Raw genomic sequence first — 16,634 nt, forward strand, 5'->3', positions numbered from 1 at the left:
TTATTGCAATGGTCTTTCTACTATAAGGAATATGTATTCCTTTTTAATTTCACGATTACCAGCGATAACAGTGAACCGTTTAGCCGTCGAAGGAAATGCCGACGGATTATTCACTATGCGCTCACTCAACTGATCCGACGGATTCCCGGACTTCCAATCACCTTCGATGAATTCCATATTCATTTTGGAACCGGAGAAATCCATCCACCCCGTAATTTTAGGAGCCAGTTTTGCATCTTCACAAAGAGATATACGCGGCCAAACATTATTAATCGGGGTACCAAATTTGACATACATGATAGCAACTTGAGCTGTTGTATCAACATAGGCATTACCCAACTTAATTGTTTGATGATCCGTATTATACAAATCAAAATTACTCACATAACATTCTGCTCTTGTCGTGATTAACAACCCGTCTTCATCTACCGGAAAATCTTCACATGATACAGCAATCAAGGCAATGAACAAAAACAAGCAAATTTTACTAATCATCTTTTTCATATCATCCAATTTTTTAATTACAACCATGGTGTATTCTGTGTCAAATTCGGATTCTTATTTCTTTCAGAAGGTGGAATCCGGAAAATATAGTTTCGCTGATAATTCAACAAGGAAGTATTATTAAAGACGGTCTGCCTCAAAGCACCGTGTGTATCATACATCCTGACTCCCGGAGACGTCTGCGGAGATAAGAATACTCGCTCAATGGAGCGCCAACGACGAAGGTCAAAGAACCGTTGCCCTTCTGCAAACAGTTCTACGATTCTCTCCTGCTCAATCGCATAAAAGAATGTCAATTTATCAACATATTTCTCAGGCTTTAAAGCCGGCAAATTACCACGATGCCGAACCCGGTTAACCACATCGAGTGCCAGCCCCCCATCACCTGTAGGACCATAAGCTTCATTTGCAGCCTCCGCATACATCAAATAAACATCGGCCAGACGCATTACCGGCATATGGTAATCACCATCCGAACGACCTTGTCCCGCATAATTACGGACAAACTTTCTCATAATGTAACCAGTCTGATCTCCATCGGCATTGATAGCCCCATACCCATCTACTGTACCTTTTAATGTCTTATATTGATATTTACGGATTTGGTCAAAAGAAAGATTTAACATAGTTACCATCGTTTCTCCATCCCACAATAACGTCGATTTCATACGATAATCACGATCTTTATAAGATTCCGGATTTAACGCAGAATTAACAGCAGTACGGGCATCTGCATCTGCCGGATTCCTCGGGATCAGTTTCTCGCAAAAATCACCGGTGACTGTAGACTGATAACGATTTGCCAATTCAGCACGTGGTTGTCCCCAGCCTTGGCTACCTTCCGTAGCACGTGTACCGAAATCTCTCATTAATTCTTCACCCTGTCCGGTTCCGGTTCCACCATGTGTAAAACCGACCATCAGTTCAGGATCTGTATTTGCCGTCGGCAAAAAGAGATAGAAATAATTAGGCAAGACTTCACACCCTCCCATTTCTCCCCAGTCACCAGGTTCACCGCTACGGAACAAGTTAATGCCCGATTCCTCGATCACTTTCTTAAAATCGGCGGCGGCATCTTTATAAGCTTGTGCCGATTCAGACGCATTAGGCGTAAATGTGTCCAGTTCCGGCCAACCTCCATTAGGAGAGACGGGGGTATCCCACGGCCAAGAGGTACGGTTCCAGCAAGCCCAGAATAGTTGTAATTTACCACGGAATGCCAAAGCCCCCCATTTAGTAAAACGCCCTAATGCCACTGGTTTCGCCGGCAGTTTTTCCCAAGCATAAGTAAAGTCATCATAAATGTGCTGTTTAATTTCTGTAATAGAAGTACGTGAAATATTAGCAACCTCATCATTACTCTCTATTATCTTATCGAAATAAGGTACATCTCCCCACATAGAAATCAGACGGAAATAGGCCATTCCTCTCAGCATTTTAGCTTCGCCAATAAAGGCCTCCAATTTTGCCTTGGATTCTTCCGTCTTTGCATCGGGAAGCATTTTTTCTATATTCTGAATAGCATAGTTGGCACGATTGACTGTCGCATAAGCATATTGATAGTAATTATCAAAACTACTTCCGTAGGTGGAAGAAGGATTGTTATAAGAACCGTTACGATAAGCGATGCTCCGGTCTCCGGTAGCCTGAGAAGTCCCGACATTCCCTCTGAACCTCAGGTATTCCGTATTTCCATCGAATACATAATCACGATTGAACATGGCTCGTGCCTGGCTATAAACACCATTGACAGCATATTCCGCATCGCTTTCAGTTTTCCAATACAAGGAAGAAGCCAGTTCTCCCCCCGGAGTCTGGTTCAATAAATTATCAACGCATGAAGAAAACATCAGATTAGCTCCAACAACACATGCGACCGTTAATATTTTAAATCTATTTTTTTTCATACCATTCCTGTTTAAAAACTAACATTAAGACCGATTGAGAAAGACCGATTGATCGGATACAAGTCACGAGCACTATTCTTCTTTTCAGGATCCAGCCCCGGATATTGCGTCACGGTAAACAAATTTTCGGCAGAAGCATAAATCCTCAAATTCGTCATCGAGATTTTGGACAAAAGTTTTTTCGGCAAATTATATCCTAACATGATATTTTTCATTCTAAGATAATTCATGTTATAGAGCCAATAACTATTATCGCTTCTGTCCGTGCTTGTTCCTAACCTTGGCCATTCCCCACCTCTATTCTCCAAAGACCAGGGTTCGGTCCAGTGATCCCAAGTGGAAGCATACCGCCTGTCGGCAAATGCCGTATTATTGAAATCTGTAAGCCAGAAATCCTTACGCCCTAAACCTCCATTAAACAACATGGATATATCAAATCCTTTCCAAGCAGCCTGCAGGGTAATGCCGTAAGTGGTTGTCGGACGATCCCGCTGGATATTCGGATAAGCTTTTTTATCCTTCCCATCAATTATACCATCTCCGTTCAAGTCTTTACGGATCACATCGCCCGGAGATAATCCCTGAGGCGTATTGTTATAAATATCCTGCCATGTTTGGGCTATACCATTGTTTTCATAAACATATAAGAAGTGGTAAGGCATATCCAAATAGACCCAACCGCGACTGAGGAACTCATTCCACTCTTTTAATACTGTACGGTTATAAGCCCCGTTCAAGTTGACAGAATATTCCACATTACCAATTTTGTCTTTCCACGTCAAGTTCAATTCCAAACCTCTATTCAGCAGATCACCGATATTAGCACGAGGAGCACTATATGCCCCAGTCAGATGGATTGACATTTGAGACGGACGATTCATGCCTGTACGCAAACGGTTATAAAAATCAATTTCCGTACGTAAACGATTATTCAAGAAGCCTAAATCCAAGCCCACATTAATATCAGTAGAAACTTCCCAAGAAAGATCTTTGTTGATCATTTTCTTGTTCACAAACCCTTTAACAACATCACTCGACATATAATTCATCGCTGTCAGAGTTTCCAACTGTTCGAAACGTCCTACTCCTGAATTGTCACCCAATTTTCCCCAAGAAGCACGAAGTTTACCACTCGATAACCAGGAGGAAAGATATTTTTTCAGGAACTCTTCTTCAGTGAAGCGCCAACCGACTGCAACAGTCGGGAAGAAACCATACTGGTGCCCTTTAATAAACTTTGAAGAACCATCCACACGGAAGCTGAATTCTAACAAATATTTATCATATGCACTATAATTCATACGACCGATATAGGATCTCAAACCTTCTGAAGCAGAACTTCCTGAATTACTTTGAACATTTGTCAGCGCAGAATTGATTTCACTGGTTGACGGATGAATACGATCGTTACGGGAAGCCCCTGTCGAACGAGTATGCCAATACTCTTCGCTATAAACAAACATTGCACCAATATTATGATTTTGCGCAATAGTCGTCTCATATTGCAAACGGCCGTTCAACTGAGTTTTGTAATTGGTAGTATTATTGTCGCTGACACCCACGTTGTCGGCAACATAGTAACGTCCAATATCCTTTCCCGTCTGAAAATCATAAGCAGCTCCGGTTGGAGTATCAGCTCTTTTCTGAAAATAGTTACTAAAGCTCAGAGCATAATCGACATGGGCAGTAAAGCCTTTAAAGACATTCCAGTCCAAATAAATACTTCCGTTCAATTGCTGACGAGTCTGCTTCGGATTGCGACTGTCAAAAAAAGCATACGGGTTATAAGCCTGAATATCTTCGCCATAAGCCATAACACCTCCATAACGACCAGTCACGGGATCATAAGGAGTTACACCCGCAACCGCATATTGCATATCACCACCTCCGGAATCGCTGGTATCGTTGTTTGTAATACCATCGGCATAACCACTATAAGTAAATTCAGACCAATTACCATCAAAACGAGCACCCACTTTCACATTATTGAACATATTATAGTCATAATTGAAACGAGTATTATAACGCTTAAAATCGTTTTTCATCTGAATGCCCTCTTTATCCATCATACCGATAGATATGTAAAAATTAGACTTGTCGTTTCCACCGGTTGCTGAAAGCGTATAGTTTTGAAGGGTACCGGTACGCATGAAGGTATCAAACCAATCAGTATTCGGATAGCGTAGCGGATCGATCATTCCTAACGCCATCCATTGATCGATCGTCCCATCTTTGAAATTATAGCTTTCCCGCTTTGTACCTGATGCTGCCCTAAACTGTTGCAATGTCAATGCACGTGGGTAATCATCCATAAAGTCATAAGAACGTGATGGTTTTTCTATCGCATAAGAGCCCGTAAAATTGATACTCGTCTTTCCCTTTTTACCAGTACGAGTTGTTATCAGAATAACCCCATTGGCAGCACGGGATCCATAAATAGAAGCAGATGCCGCATCTTTCAATACGGAAATACTCTCAACATCAGCCATATTGATACGATTGATATCGACATCCGGCATACCGTCAACAACTACTAACGGACTGGTATTGTTTACCGTACCCATACCACGAATCATCAAAGAGGCATTATCATTACCCGCCATACTGGTCGTTTGGGAAACCTGTAAACCAGGTACCAAACCGGAAAGTCCGGAAGACACATTGGATATTGAACGGCTTGATATTTTTTCATCAATATTGACTGCGGCTACAGCTCCAACCAAATTAACCTTTTTTTGAGTGCCATAACCAACAACGACAACTTCTTCAATGGCCTGAGAATCTTCTTTCAATGTCACATTAATTTCTGATTGTCCCTTGACCGGAATCTCTATGGAAGTATATCCAATATAAGAAATAATCAAAACCGCATTTTCTGGTACATCCAGGCTGTACCGCCCATTTATGTCAGTGATCGTACCCGTCCCATTATCTCCCTTAAGTACGACATTAGCTCCTATGACAGGTTCACCTGTTTGATCCTTTATAATACCGGTAATTCGTTTATTCGCCTGGTATTTTTCATTTTTTGAAGGGATAGCTGATTCAGTCAGGATAATGTCTTTATCTACGACCTTATAAGCTATATTACTATTTTTAAACAAGATATCTAATACTGTAAAGATATCCTTGTTATCTACGGCAAGCGTTACTTTACGATCGACATTAACCAACTTGCTATTATAGAAAAAATGATACTCTGATTTATTTTCTATAACGTTTAACACCTCTGCTATACTCTTCTTCTCTGCATTAATAGACAGTATCGTATTTGAGGCATAAGAGCCTGACGCAAATACTGCTCCTGTGCAGAAGAACAGAAATAAAAAAATAAAATTAAATACTCGATATATACCAGATTTTATAAAATCTGGTATTGGATCACTGTGATCCAATCGACCATCATTATTTTTAGTCATACTTGTAATTATTGATTTAAGATTAAATTAAATCTGGACAACCAGATTATTAATTAATTTGACGAGAAAAATCCATATTTATTTTTCTGCCGTTCTCTCATTCATTATTAGTTCATTTATTCCATAAGCATTAAATTTAAGTTAAACATCATATTCTTATTTTATCCTGCGAAGCACAACCTGTTCACGCTGTGCGGACAAACTGTCATCCATTTCCATCCGTTTTATCGAATAATCAATCCGAGAAGAAATCCTAAGATAATCTAAAATCTGCGATAATTGCCGATTATTAAAAGTACCAGTTAAGCGGTACGAGTCAAGAACCGGATCCATCACCTTAAAATCGACATTATAAAAATTAGCCAAACATCTCAAGACTTCAGGTAAAGGTGTTTCTTTAAATACCAAACGTCCCTCCTTCCAAGCAATCTCACTTTCAACATCAACATTTATAACTTCCAAGGTCTTATCGGTTAAATCATAAACAGCTTTTTCCGACGGATACAAATTTCTTTCATTTGTTTTACCCTTATCTTCTTTCATTACTATATTTACAGATCCGGAGACCAAGGTCGTTTGTACAACATTCTCTTTCTCATAAGCCCGAACATTAAATTCTGTTCCGAGCACCTTCACCCTCAAACGATCATGAGATACACTCACAATAAACGGATGCGCCGGATCATGTTTTACTGAAAAATAAGCCTCACCGACAAGTGTCACCTTCCTTTCCTCTGCATCATATGAAGAAGGATAAGAAAGCGTACTGCCCGAATTCAAATAGGCAATCGAACCATCCGGCAAATCAAGACTTGTCCTCACACCTCTATTCGCACAGACCGTTATTTGCTGCGGAGCCAATACAGAAGACTTCCGCAACAAAAATGAAATAGCTGTCGATATTACCAATAGCCCAACAAAACACGCTGCAACAATAGAAATCTCGTACAACCTTATCTTTTTCTTACGTTTATCTATACGCTTTTGGACCTTCTTGTAAGCCTCAATAGAATTTCGGGAAAGAATCCGTTCACTTGTTTGAGAAATATAAAAAATACGGGCTGCCTGTAATACGGTTTTCTCATTTTCTTCTGAAATCTGCATCCAATCCTCCACACGCTTTCTTTCCTCTCCAGTCGTCAAACCTCTAAAGTATTTGAAGAGCAAAGCAGTATCAAGACTTATTCCATCCATATGTTCTTTTCCAATTCCCATTTTATATATGACAAACTCGTACAGACTATACCCTAAACAAAAAATACATTTTTATATAGAAAATTGATTTCAATGATACTTTTACTAAAGTTTCCAGGAAAGAATCTACTCACAAATTCAAAATAGTTTTATTATTTTTTACCTTTGCGCAAAGAGATAAAAAATCTAAATGTAAAGGGCATGGACGATAATAACTTAATAACCTTACTACAACAAGGAGACCGGAATGCTTACAAGCAGCTGTTTATCAAGTATTACTCCCCCCTTTGCGAATATGCGTCACAATATATTTCTGATGATGATTCTGAAGAGCTTGTGCAGGAGTTAATGCTTTTTCTTTGGGAGACACGGGAAAATCTTGTAATTGAGACGTCTTTGAAATCCTATCTGTTTATCTCCACCAAGCATCGTTGCCTCAATGCGATCAGGAAAAACCAGTACCACGAACGTATCCATAACCAGATATATGAGAAAATAAAAGACCAGTTTGAAGACCCGGACTACTATTTCGTGAATGAACTGACAGAAAACATACAGAAAGCGATCGAGAACCTACCCGAAACCTATCGGGAAACATTTGCCATGAGCCGATTCGGGGAAAAGACGAATGTTCAGATTGCCGAGAAACTCGGAATATCGGTAAAAACCGTCGAATACAGAATATCGCAAGCACTTAAGATACTTCGTTTCAAATTGAAAGATTATCTTCCGCTTCTGATAAATATCTTAGGCTAAAAGCATATTGACAAAATGTTACCATCATAACATTAGTTACGACTAATAACCATAAATAAATGGAAATACTATAGTGGATAATATTTTTAACACTTCATATGGATGGCAAGAGAAGGAAAACAATACTAATCTGTAAGGCACAACGCATTCGTTAATAAATCAAAATCAAACCAAAGCTTATTAAACTTACGGAAAACTTCCGTGTCTATCTTTTCGTACTTAATATCAGATAAGATAAAATAAAAGTTATGAAATCGGGAAGGTATTTTTTTATTCTGTTTCTAATTCTATTGATTATGCCTGCATATGCGCAAAAAGGTGTAGACATCACCGGAACGGTGATTGAGGAAGGGACCAATGAACCGATCGAACAGGCTACAGTTCGTTTGTTAAGTGTCAAAGACAGCTCCATGATCGGAGGTATCGCCACATCGCGCAACGGAAGTTTCATGCTCAAGAACATCAAGAACGGCAGTTATCTACTGCACGTGTCGTTTGTCGGATTCGATCCGCTCTATCAACCCCTGCGTGTTACGGGGAAAACCAATCCGGTCAAGTTGGGCAAACTCGCGCTTACCGACGGGGCAATTCAATTGGGCGAAGCTGTCGTGATCGGGAAAGCACCGGAAGTAACTGTACGCAACGATACGATGGAGTACAATGCCGATTCCTATAAAACCACGGAAGGCTCCATGCTGGAAGACCTGCTGAAAAAAATGCCCGGTGTGGAAGTGGATAGTGAAGGAAAGATCACTGTCAACGGGAAAGAGATCAAAAAGGTACTGATCGACGGAAAAGAATTCTTCTCCGACGACCCGAAAGTAGCTTCCAAGAACCTGCCATCTAAAATGATCGATAAAGTACAGGTTTTGGACAAACTGAGCGATATGGCCAAGATGACCGGATTCGACGACGGAGAAGAGGAGACCGTCATCAACCTGACCGTCAAGCCCGGAATGAAGCAAGGCTGGTTCGGAAACGCTTTTGCCGGTTACGGTAGCGAAGACCGATACGAAGGGAACTTCATGGTGAACCGCTTCATCAACAACAACCAACTGACCTTGATGGGAGGCATCAACAACACGAATAATATGGGATTTTCAGACCTTGCCTCCAGTATGTTCTCTGGGATGGGCGGACCGCGTGGACGTCGGGGCGGAGGAGCCGGCAACGGGATCACAACATCCGGCAATATCGGCCTGAACTTCAGTAAAGAATTTAATCCGAAGTTGACGGTCGGGGGCAACCTCCGTTATTCTCATTCCGACAACGACGCGATCAGCAAGAGCAACCGACAGAATATCCTACCGGGCGACAGCACCTCTTTCTACAACGAGAACAACAGCAGCAACACGCGCAGCGACAATGTAGCAGCCGACCTCCGTATGGAATGGAAACCTGACTCGCTCACCCAGATCATATTCCGTCCGAGCTTCAGTTACAGTAACAGCCATAGCCGTGAAGGGAGCACCTTCAACACGCTGAGCGGAAACCGCGACACGGTCAACATCGGCGAATCCGATTACCTCTCCGACGGAAGCGGATACAACCTCAACGCCCGCTTGGAATTCAGCCGCAAACTAAACAGTGAAGGACGTGTTTTCAGCGGATCTCTGTCGGGAGGACTCAGCGATTCCTATAATAAGGGACTGAACTATTCGAACACCGAATATCTAATGATGGCTGACGGGATGGACAACGAACTGGTGGATCAACGCTTCCGCTACGACAACAAAGGGTTCAACTACCGGGCTTACCTGTCCTGGGTAGAACCGATCGGCCACAACAACTTCATTCAAGCAACCTACAGCATCCGGCAAAACAAACAGGAATCTCTGAAAAACTCTTATACCCGTGAAAAAGGAAGCGAAGATTACAACGTGTTGGACACGGCTTACAGCAAAAGCTACCGCAACAACTTCATCAACCAGCAGGTCAGCCTCGCCTTCAAAGCTGTCCAGGAAAAATATGATTATACGGTCGGTTTAACGGTAGACCCGTCCCATAGTACGAGCGAGAACTTCGTGGGCGATACGGTTCTCTCCAAATTGTCGCGCAACGTGGTGAACCTTTCACCGATGGTCCGCTTCAACTACAAATTCGACAAACGCACGAACCTCCGCATCAACTATCGCGGACGTACCAGCCAACCCAGCATGACACAGTTGCAGCCGGTGGCAGACATCTCCGACCCGCTGAATACGACGATGGGTAACCCGGACCTGAAACCGACTTACACAAACGACCTGTTCATCCGTTTCCAGAAATTTGTGCCGGACAAGCAAACAGCCTTGATGGTAATGTTGAATTTCGACTATGTGATCAACGATATCGTCAACAAGTCCGTCTATGTCGGCAATACCGGTAAAAAGATGACGACCTACGACAACGTAAACGGGAACTACAACGGGAACATTCGCGTCCTATTCAACACACCGCTCAAAAACCGCAAATTCTCAATCAACTCCATGACAATGGCCTCTTATGCCAATAACAACGGCTTTATCAATGAGGAGAAGAATACGAACAAGAACCTGATTCTGATGGAACGCGCCGGCATCGATTTCCGTTCCGACTATCTGGACCTCGGATTGAACGGTAATATCCGTTACAACGGAACACAAAACACCCTCCAAGGACAGAGCGAACTGAACGCCTTCAACTACGGTGTGGGTGGAACGACAACGATCTATCTTCCACTCGATTTCAAAGTGGAAAGTGATATCAACTGGTCGACAAACTCCGGCTATTCAGACGGTTTCAAACAGAACGAAGTGTTATGGAACGCCTCTGCTTCCAAATCATTCTTGAAAGGGAACCAAGCGACGCTCCGTTTCAAAATATACGATATACTGAAACAACGCAGCAACATATCCCGCAGCGTAACCGCCAGCTATACACAGGACTCCGAATACAACACACTGGGTAGTTACTTCATGGTGCACTTCATCTACCGCTTTAGTATCTTCAAAGGGGGAGCCAGCATGAACGATGTGTCCGGACCTGGCGGAAGAGGGCCGAGACATGGCGGTCCGATGGGCCCGCCTCCGGGTGGAAGGTTCTGATGATTTATCTGTCACTTTTGGATCAAGCCAAAAGTGACAGATAGAACCCCTTGACCAACGAAGGCTCCAATATAGCCGGGTAAATCAAACCGTAAAGCGCTCCGTAGAAGTGGGCGTTATGATTGACATTATCCCCCGCCTTTCTTGCCATATACTGGCAATAGGCCAGGTAGATCACACCAAAGACAATCCCAGGAATCGGCAGTACGGCAAAAAACAAAATCTTGCCCCACGGGTCCAGGAAGATGGAAGTGAACAAGACAGCCGATACAGCTCCCGAAGCGCCTATCGAAACATAGTAAGGATCATTACGCCGGCGAATCAGATCATACAGTGAAGCAGCAACCATCCCGCCAAAATATAATCCCAGATAGCCACCCGTACCGAGTCCCAAATAACCGAAAGCACTTTCCATATATGTCCCGAATGACCAGAAAGTAAACATATTCACAAGTAAGTGTGTCATGTCGGCATGCACGAAACCATGCGTAATCAATCGATACCATTCCCGGTTATGAACGGTACAATACGGTATGAAGGCCAACTTCCGAAACAACTCATGGTTGCCGAAACAAATATAGGACACGACAACCGTGACCCCGATAATAACATAAGTAATCATAATCTATTCTATATTAATGACGTCAAATGTAGTAAAGATTGAACAATGTTTCCCCTATATGGTTTACAAAAACAAAGCTTCCGCATTTGCTATTTCCGTTTTAGCTTCCTATCTTTACAAATTACAACATATTGACAGATATAAAAAACATCCGAAATGCTGGCACTCATACACATACAATGGATAGTGGGTATAATATTCATCATATTATACTGCGTCACCATTCTTGGGCTAGTGTTGGTTATCATCACGGAGAACCGGAATCCGTTGAAAACGATTCCCTGGGTGATCGTGTTACTGCTCGCCCCCGGTATCGGGCTCCTGTTCTATTTCTTCTTCGGGCAGGATAACCGGAAGCAACGGATTATCTCCCGACGCACCTATAAGCGTATCATGAAACGGCCGCAGGAAGGGAAACTCCCACAAGATGCCTGTTCCGTTCCGGCCCCCTACCAGCCATTGGTCACACTGTTGACAAACAGCAACCAATCGTCCCTGCTCTACGGAAGCAACATCACGATCTATACGAACGGAGCAGACAAGTTCCACGACCTTTTGCAAGAGATTGCCAAAGCAACCCATCATATTCACATCCAATATTACATCTTCTGCGACGACGAGGTCGGAAACAAGGTCAAAAAACTGCTGATCGAGAAAGCCAAAGAAGGAGTAGAAGTCCGCGTTCTTTACGACGATGTGGGCTGCTGGAACGTGAAAGACAAGTTCTTCAAGGAAATGTCGGATGCCGGCATCGAAGTCCATGCTTTCCTGAAAGTGGCATTTCCAGTCTTCACCAGCAAAGTAAACTACCGGAACCACCGGAAGATCGTGGTCATAGACGGCAAAGTCGGTTTTATGGGTGGCATGAACATTGCAGACCGCTACACGAAAGGGACCAGCTGGGGGACATGGAGAGACACGCACTTCAAGATCATCGGAAAGGGAGTACACGGCTTACAGGCCGCATTCCTTATCGATTGGTATGTGGTCAGCAAGAAACTCCTGAACGAAAAGATCTATTATCCGCCGCTTCCGGTCTATTCGGATGATAACATCATGCAGATCTGTACCAGCGGCCCCGTCGGACAATGGCGTACACTCTTGCAAGCAGCCATCTTCACGGTTGCCAACGCCAAGAAATATGTATTTATCCAGACTCCTTACTTCCTTCCGACCGAAGGATTGAACCAAGCTTTGCAGATAGCGGCTTTAGGAGGCGTCGACGTGCGGTTGATGCTTCCCAAGCGTTCGGACACACGTACGGCGAACATGGCGACTCACTCTTTCATTGATGAAATGGTAAAGGCGGGCGTCAAGGTCTATTTCTATAAACCGGGATTCCTTCACTCGAAACTGATGGTGGCAGACGACGAACTGACCTGCATCGGTTCCGCCAATATGGACTTCCGCAGCTTCGAGCATAATTTCGAGATCAACGCATTTGTCTACCAGCCCTCGTTTGCCCAACAGATGAGAAAAGTATTCCTGCACGACATGCATAGTTGCGAAAGACTGGTGCCGTCACGCTGGTTGAAACGCCCGCTCAAACAACGTATAGCCGAATCGTTTATGCGTCTGTTTTCTCCTCTTCTTTAATAAAGATGGAAAAGTTCACCGAACCGTAGACGCGGTGCTGGTAGAAATAGGGCAACCCGGAGAAATCATTTGTCTTCGGATGTTCCATCACGAAGATGCCTCCGTCCCGCAGCAGATCGCGTTTGAAGACAAGTTCCGGCACTTCGGGCAATTCTTTCAAGGCATAAGGGGGATCTGCAAAGATGAAATCAAAACCTTGGGTCGGAGCCGAATGGAGATAACGGAAGACATCGCCGCGAATCAGTGTCAGCGAATCCGTTTTCAGCTCTTTGGCGACTTTGGCGATAAAGGAGGCATGTGCATTATTCTTTTCGACAGCCGTCACGCTCCGGCATTCGCGCGAAAGCAGTTCGAAAGAAATGCTTCCCGTGCCCGCAAACAGGTCGAGCGCATCCACCCCCTCAAAATCGATATGGTTGGAGATCACATTGAAGATATTTTCCTTCGCAAAGTCCGTCGTCGGACGGGCGCTGAAGGTAGACGGGACATCAAAACGTCGCCGTCCGTATATTCCACTTATAATTCGCATAATGATAGAGCTATAAGATCCAACGGAGCCTGCAACACCTCCGGCCCCATCAAATAGGCTTCGGAAGGGATCTCCAGCGGATCGATATATTGTAAATAATTCCGCAACGTATTCGTTATATCATTTCGCAAGGGCACATCGCCGAAAAGACGCAACTGGTCTTTCTGTTGATCCATTCCGACCTGTTTCCATACATATAATATATAATACAAAATATCATCCGTATGTTCATACTCGAACGAGTTCACGAAAAGCAGATTTCCCTGCGCATAGCACGCCACATCCATCCTCCGCCGATGCAACACGACATATAGCTGGCGGGGCAAGCGCGCACGGCTCTGCTTCTTCCACAGCGAAAGCAACGGACCGACATGATGGACAAAACGAGGATTGACAAGCGAACGGGAACAGAACTCATACACATCCTCATCCACTCCGAATACCAGTTCCGCCTGTTCGTCTTTCAGTTCATTGCTCAGGCAACGCCCTTCGGGAGATGAAAATGTGAACGCCAGCAGTCCCGCCTTCTGCTTTTCCTGAAAAACAGCAGCCGGCACAAGCGTATACTGGGAAGTGACACACACCACATTGACCTGCTTGTAGAACCAGGTCAGGAAATCATTTTCGAAGAAACATTCTTTCAGAGAAGAGACATAAGGCCTTGTCCGGTCGAATTCGACGTCTCTATAAAAGAAACTCTCGTTCACCGAAGGACTGTATGCGGAAAAAGAAAGTCCACCCGACCGAAGCCGGATGGACATTATGTAATTTTCCGAATGATCAGCTGTTAACTTATCAGACAAGTTTATAGCCATAGGCTGTATTAATCTTCCCAGTTACCTGCGTTGTTATTGATTTCTTCGACAGAACCTACACGCAGACCGGCATATTTACCCATCTTGCTGGCTTTATCTTTCAGGTTATACACTTCTTGCTTGTTCAAGTCACCCAGATAGTCATCATACAGAACACCGCACTGGAATACTTTTACCGTATAACCCGAACCTGAAGTCAAAGTAGCCGTATCCATCGTAAACTGTACGTTCGCACCCGGCACGTTACGCAAATCGTCTACATTATAACCTTTGCCGAACAATGTATCAACAGCTGTCACCCAAACAGTATCACGTCTGATCAAGCCTTTCTTAACGGCTTCTTTCTCAGTCATACCCTTTTCGAGCTGTTCGTCAGTCAATACACCTTCCTTGATAAGGAACGGCAATTTTTCATCTTTTAAAAACTTACTCAGTTCATCAAAATTGGCTGCATGCACCTTGTGGATGTTCTTGTACTCAATCTGTGCTTTACGGATATCGATCAAACGAGCTTTGATCAAATTTTCACGACGATCCCTCTCATCCTTAAATTCGATCGGACCCATAATACTTCTGTAACACATGTACGCAAGCAGTACTACTGCCACAGCCAATAAAATCTTTAATGTAACTTTCATGGTTTATATTGTTTTTTGAATTTATTTCGTTCGGCAAATTTAAAAAAGAATATTTAATACACTACCTTTATCGCGAAAATTATTACAATCAAAATGATAAATAGTTATTTAAGCCGCCAAATTACACAAAATTTTCCATATGATCCGACCGAAGACCAGGTTTTGGCATTAAATCTCCTATCCAATTTCCTGCTTTCGGAAGAATCGGATTCGCTTTTACTGCTGAAGGGATATGCAGGAACCGGTAAAACATCTTTGGTCGGAGCCTTGGTCAAGACGATGGCAGAGCTAAAACAAAAAAGCATCTTGCTCGCCCCTACCGGACGGGCGGCAAAGGTATTTTCCGGCTATGCCGGACAGAAAGCATTTACGATACACAAGAAGATATATCGCCAGAAAGCCTTTTCCAACGAACCGACAGGTTTTCATCCGGCTGATAACTTGCATAAAGACACGCTATTTATCGTAGACGAAGCGTCCATGATAGCCAATGAAGGACTAGACTCGTTTGTTTTCGGAACCGGACGCCTGCTGGACGACCTGGTCCAATATGTCTATTCCGGAGAAAACTGCCGCCTGATCCTGATGGGCGATGTGGCACAGTTACCCCCCGTCATGCAAACCGAAAGCCCGGCTCTCAATCCGGAAACATTGCGGGGATATAATTTAAAGGTGCAGGAAATCACCCTCACCCAGGTTGTCCGCCAAAGCGAAAACTCCGGGATCTTGTTCAATGCGACCCGCCTTCGGGACGCCTTACGAAACGGGACGGTCGAGATTTTCCCCAAACTAAGGCTGAAAGGCTTCACCGATTTCAGAAAGGTAAACGGAGACGAACTCATCGAAGAAATCTCCTCGGCCTACAGTCGGGACGGGATCGAAGAGACCATGATTATTTCACGCTCCAACAAGCGGGCTACCCTATATAATAATGGTATCCGCAACCGCATCCTATACCGTGAAGAAGAACTTTCGTCCGGCGACCGGCTGATGATTGCCAAGAATAACTACTTCTGGACTGCCGGCAATAAGGAGATGGACTTCATAGCTAATGGCGAAATCATACAGGTGTTACGTGTACGAAGGACTTACGAGCTCTACGGTTTCCGTTTTGCCGACGTATCGGTCCGTTTCCAGGACTACGATCTCGAAACGGATGTCAAAATTCTCCTCGACACCTTACAGACAGCAGCTCCCGCACTGCCGAAAGATCTTAATGACAAGCTTTTCTATACCATTCTCGAAGATTACGACGATGTCCCGACAAAGGCAGGAAAGATGAAAAAAATGAAAGCAGATCCTCATTACAACGTCTTGCAAGTCAAATATGCCTATGCCGTCACCTGCCACAAGGCACAGGGCGGCCAATGGATGAACGTCTTTCTGGATATCGGCTATATCACGGAAGAAATGCTTGGAGAAGACTTCTACCGTTGGCTTTACACCGCCTTTACACGTGCGACCCACCGGCTCTATCTGGTGAATCTGCCGGAGGAATTCGAAGAATATGCCTCGTCCTGATTTAGGTTGGCCATGCCTCTCCGGTTTCGCATCCATATATTTAAGTAAAAGACAAAGAAGCAACAATA

12 protein-coding genes are annotated in these 16,634 nt (G+C 43.7%); 4 read left to right on the forward strand and 8 right to left on the reverse strand.

The features are described from left to right. From NQ542_RS11755 to NQ542_RS11770, 4 genes are all read right to left on the reverse strand, one after another. The gene (locus NQ542_RS11755) at window positions 1-504 is read right to left on the reverse strand and encodes a hypothetical protein (protein ID WP_005649440.1); all 504 of its coding nucleotides are present in this window, start codon (window positions 502-504) and stop codon (window positions 1-3) included. Window positions 505-521: 17 nt separating this feature from the next. Continuing rightward, on the reverse strand, window positions 522-2,411 hold the full coding sequence (locus tag NQ542_RS11760) for a RagB/SusD family nutrient uptake outer membrane protein (RefSeq protein ID WP_005634029.1): 1,890 nt from the start codon (window positions 2,409-2,411) through the stop codon (window positions 522-524). Window positions 2,412-2,422: 11 nt separating this feature from the next. After that, window positions 2,423-5,830 (reverse strand): TonB-dependent receptor, encoded by a 3,408-nt coding sequence (locus NQ542_RS11765; RefSeq protein ID WP_005634031.1) that lies wholly within the window; start codon window positions 5,828-5,830, stop codon window positions 2,423-2,425. 156 nt (window positions 5,831-5,986) lie between these two features. After that, window positions 5,987-7,045 carry a FecR family protein gene (locus NQ542_RS11770; protein ID WP_005634033.1) on the reverse strand — a complete coding sequence of 353 codons (1,059 nt, stop codon included), beginning with the start codon at window positions 7,043-7,045 and terminating at the stop codon, window positions 5,987-5,989. A 180-nt stretch (window positions 7,046-7,225) separates the two neighbouring features. On the opposite strand from NQ542_RS11770, the gene NQ542_RS11775 reads away from it, so the two are divergent. After that, window positions 7,226-7,780 (forward strand): RNA polymerase sigma-70 factor, encoded by a 555-nt coding sequence (locus NQ542_RS11775; RefSeq protein WP_005649444.1) that lies wholly within the window; start codon window positions 7,226-7,228, stop codon window positions 7,778-7,780. A gap of 248 nt (window positions 7,781-8,028) precedes the next feature. Continuing rightward, entirely contained in the window at window positions 8,029-10,845 is a 2,817-nt protein-coding gene (locus NQ542_RS11780; RefSeq protein WP_005634037.1) for a TonB-dependent receptor, read from the forward strand. Between the two features lie 22 nt (window positions 10,846-10,867). On the opposite strand, the gene NQ542_RS11785 is transcribed toward NQ542_RS11780, so the two are convergent. Beyond that, on the reverse strand, window positions 10,868-11,467 hold the full coding sequence (locus NQ542_RS11785; RefSeq protein ID WP_005634039.1) for a rhomboid family intramembrane serine protease: 600 nt from the start codon (window positions 11,465-11,467) through the stop codon (window positions 10,868-10,870). A 156-nt stretch (window positions 11,468-11,623) separates the two neighbouring features. Here NQ542_RS11785 and cls point away from each other — a divergent pair, with 156 nt between their 5' ends. Further along, on the forward strand, window positions 11,624-13,063 hold the full coding sequence (cls, locus tag NQ542_RS11790; protein ID WP_005634045.1) for a cardiolipin synthase: 1,440 nt from the start codon (window positions 11,624-11,626) through the stop codon (window positions 13,061-13,063). On the opposite strand, the gene rsmD is transcribed toward cls, so the two are convergent. The 3 genes from rsmD to NQ542_RS11805 are packed head-to-tail and all read right to left on the reverse strand — an operon-like array spanning window position 13,035 to window position 15,045. Continuing rightward, window positions 13,035-13,592, reverse strand: a complete 558-nt coding sequence (gene rsmD, locus NQ542_RS11795; protein ID WP_005634046.1) for a 16S rRNA (guanine(966)-N(2))-methyltransferase RsmD — start codon at window positions 13,590-13,592, stop codon at window positions 13,035-13,037. The two genes, cls and rsmD, sit on opposite strands and share 29 nt — an antisense overlap. Then, complete coding sequence (locus NQ542_RS11800; RefSeq protein ID WP_005634048.1) at window positions 13,580-14,407, reverse strand: DUF3822 family protein; 828 nt, start codon at window positions 14,405-14,407, stop codon at window positions 13,580-13,582. Before NQ542_RS11800 ends, rsmD begins: the two co-directional genes overlap by 13 nt. Before the next feature lie 8 nt (window positions 14,408-14,415). Further along, window positions 14,416-15,045: a hypothetical protein gene (locus NQ542_RS11805; protein ID WP_005634050.1), complete on the reverse strand. Its 630-nt coding sequence runs from the start codon at window positions 15,043-15,045 to the stop codon at window positions 14,416-14,418. A 93-nt stretch (window positions 15,046-15,138) separates the two neighbouring features. Between NQ542_RS11805 and NQ542_RS11810 the strand changes: the two genes are divergently transcribed. After that, on the forward strand, window positions 15,139-16,566 hold the full coding sequence (locus NQ542_RS11810) for an ATP-dependent DNA helicase (RefSeq protein WP_005634052.1): 1,428 nt from the start codon (window positions 15,139-15,141) through the stop codon (window positions 16,564-16,566). Window positions 16,567-16,634: the final 68 nt, after the last annotated feature.

Source organism: Parabacteroides merdae ATCC 43184, from assembly GCF_025151215.1.
Taxonomy (GTDB): Bacteria; Bacteroidota; Bacteroidia; order Bacteroidales; family Tannerellaceae; genus Parabacteroides; species Parabacteroides merdae.

Coding starts and splice junctions, on each gene's coding strand:
- NQ542_RS11785 (WP_005634039.1), bottom strand. CDS start 11,467: ATGATTACTTATGTTATTATCGGGGTCACGGTTGTCGTGTCCTATATT.
- NQ542_RS11760 (WP_005634029.1), bottom strand. CDS start 2,411: ATGAAAAAAAATAGATTTAAAATATTAACGGTCGCATGTGTTGTTGGA.
- cls (WP_005634045.1), top strand. CDS start 11,624: ATGCTGGCACTCATACACATACAATGGATAGTGGGTATAATATTCATC.
- NQ542_RS11800 (WP_005634048.1), bottom strand. CDS start 14,407: ATGGCTATAAACTTGTCTGATAAGTTAACAGCTGATCATTCGGAAAAT.
- NQ542_RS11775 (WP_005649444.1), top strand. CDS start 7,226: ATGGACGATAATAACTTAATAACCTTACTACAACAAGGAGACCGGAAT.
- NQ542_RS11780 (WP_005634037.1), top strand. CDS start 8,029: ATGAAATCGGGAAGGTATTTTTTTATTCTGTTTCTAATTCTATTGATT.
- rsmD (WP_005634046.1), bottom strand. CDS start 13,592: ATGCGAATTATAAGTGGAATATACGGACGGCGACGTTTTGATGTCCCG.
- NQ542_RS11765 (WP_005634031.1), bottom strand. CDS start 5,830: ATGACTAAAAATAATGATGGTCGATTGGATCACAGTGATCCAATACCA.
- NQ542_RS11770 (WP_005634033.1), bottom strand. CDS start 7,045: ATGGGAATTGGAAAAGAACATATGGATGGAATAAGTCTTGATACTGCT.
- NQ542_RS11805 (WP_005634050.1), bottom strand. CDS start 15,045: ATGAAAGTTACATTAAAGATTTTATTGGCTGTGGCAGTAGTACTGCTT.
- NQ542_RS11810 (WP_005634052.1), top strand. CDS start 15,139: ATGATAAATAGTTATTTAAGCCGCCAAATTACACAAAATTTTCCATAT.
- NQ542_RS11755 (WP_005649440.1), bottom strand. CDS start 504: ATGAAAAAGATGATTAGTAAAATTTGCTTGTTTTTGTTCATTGCCTTG.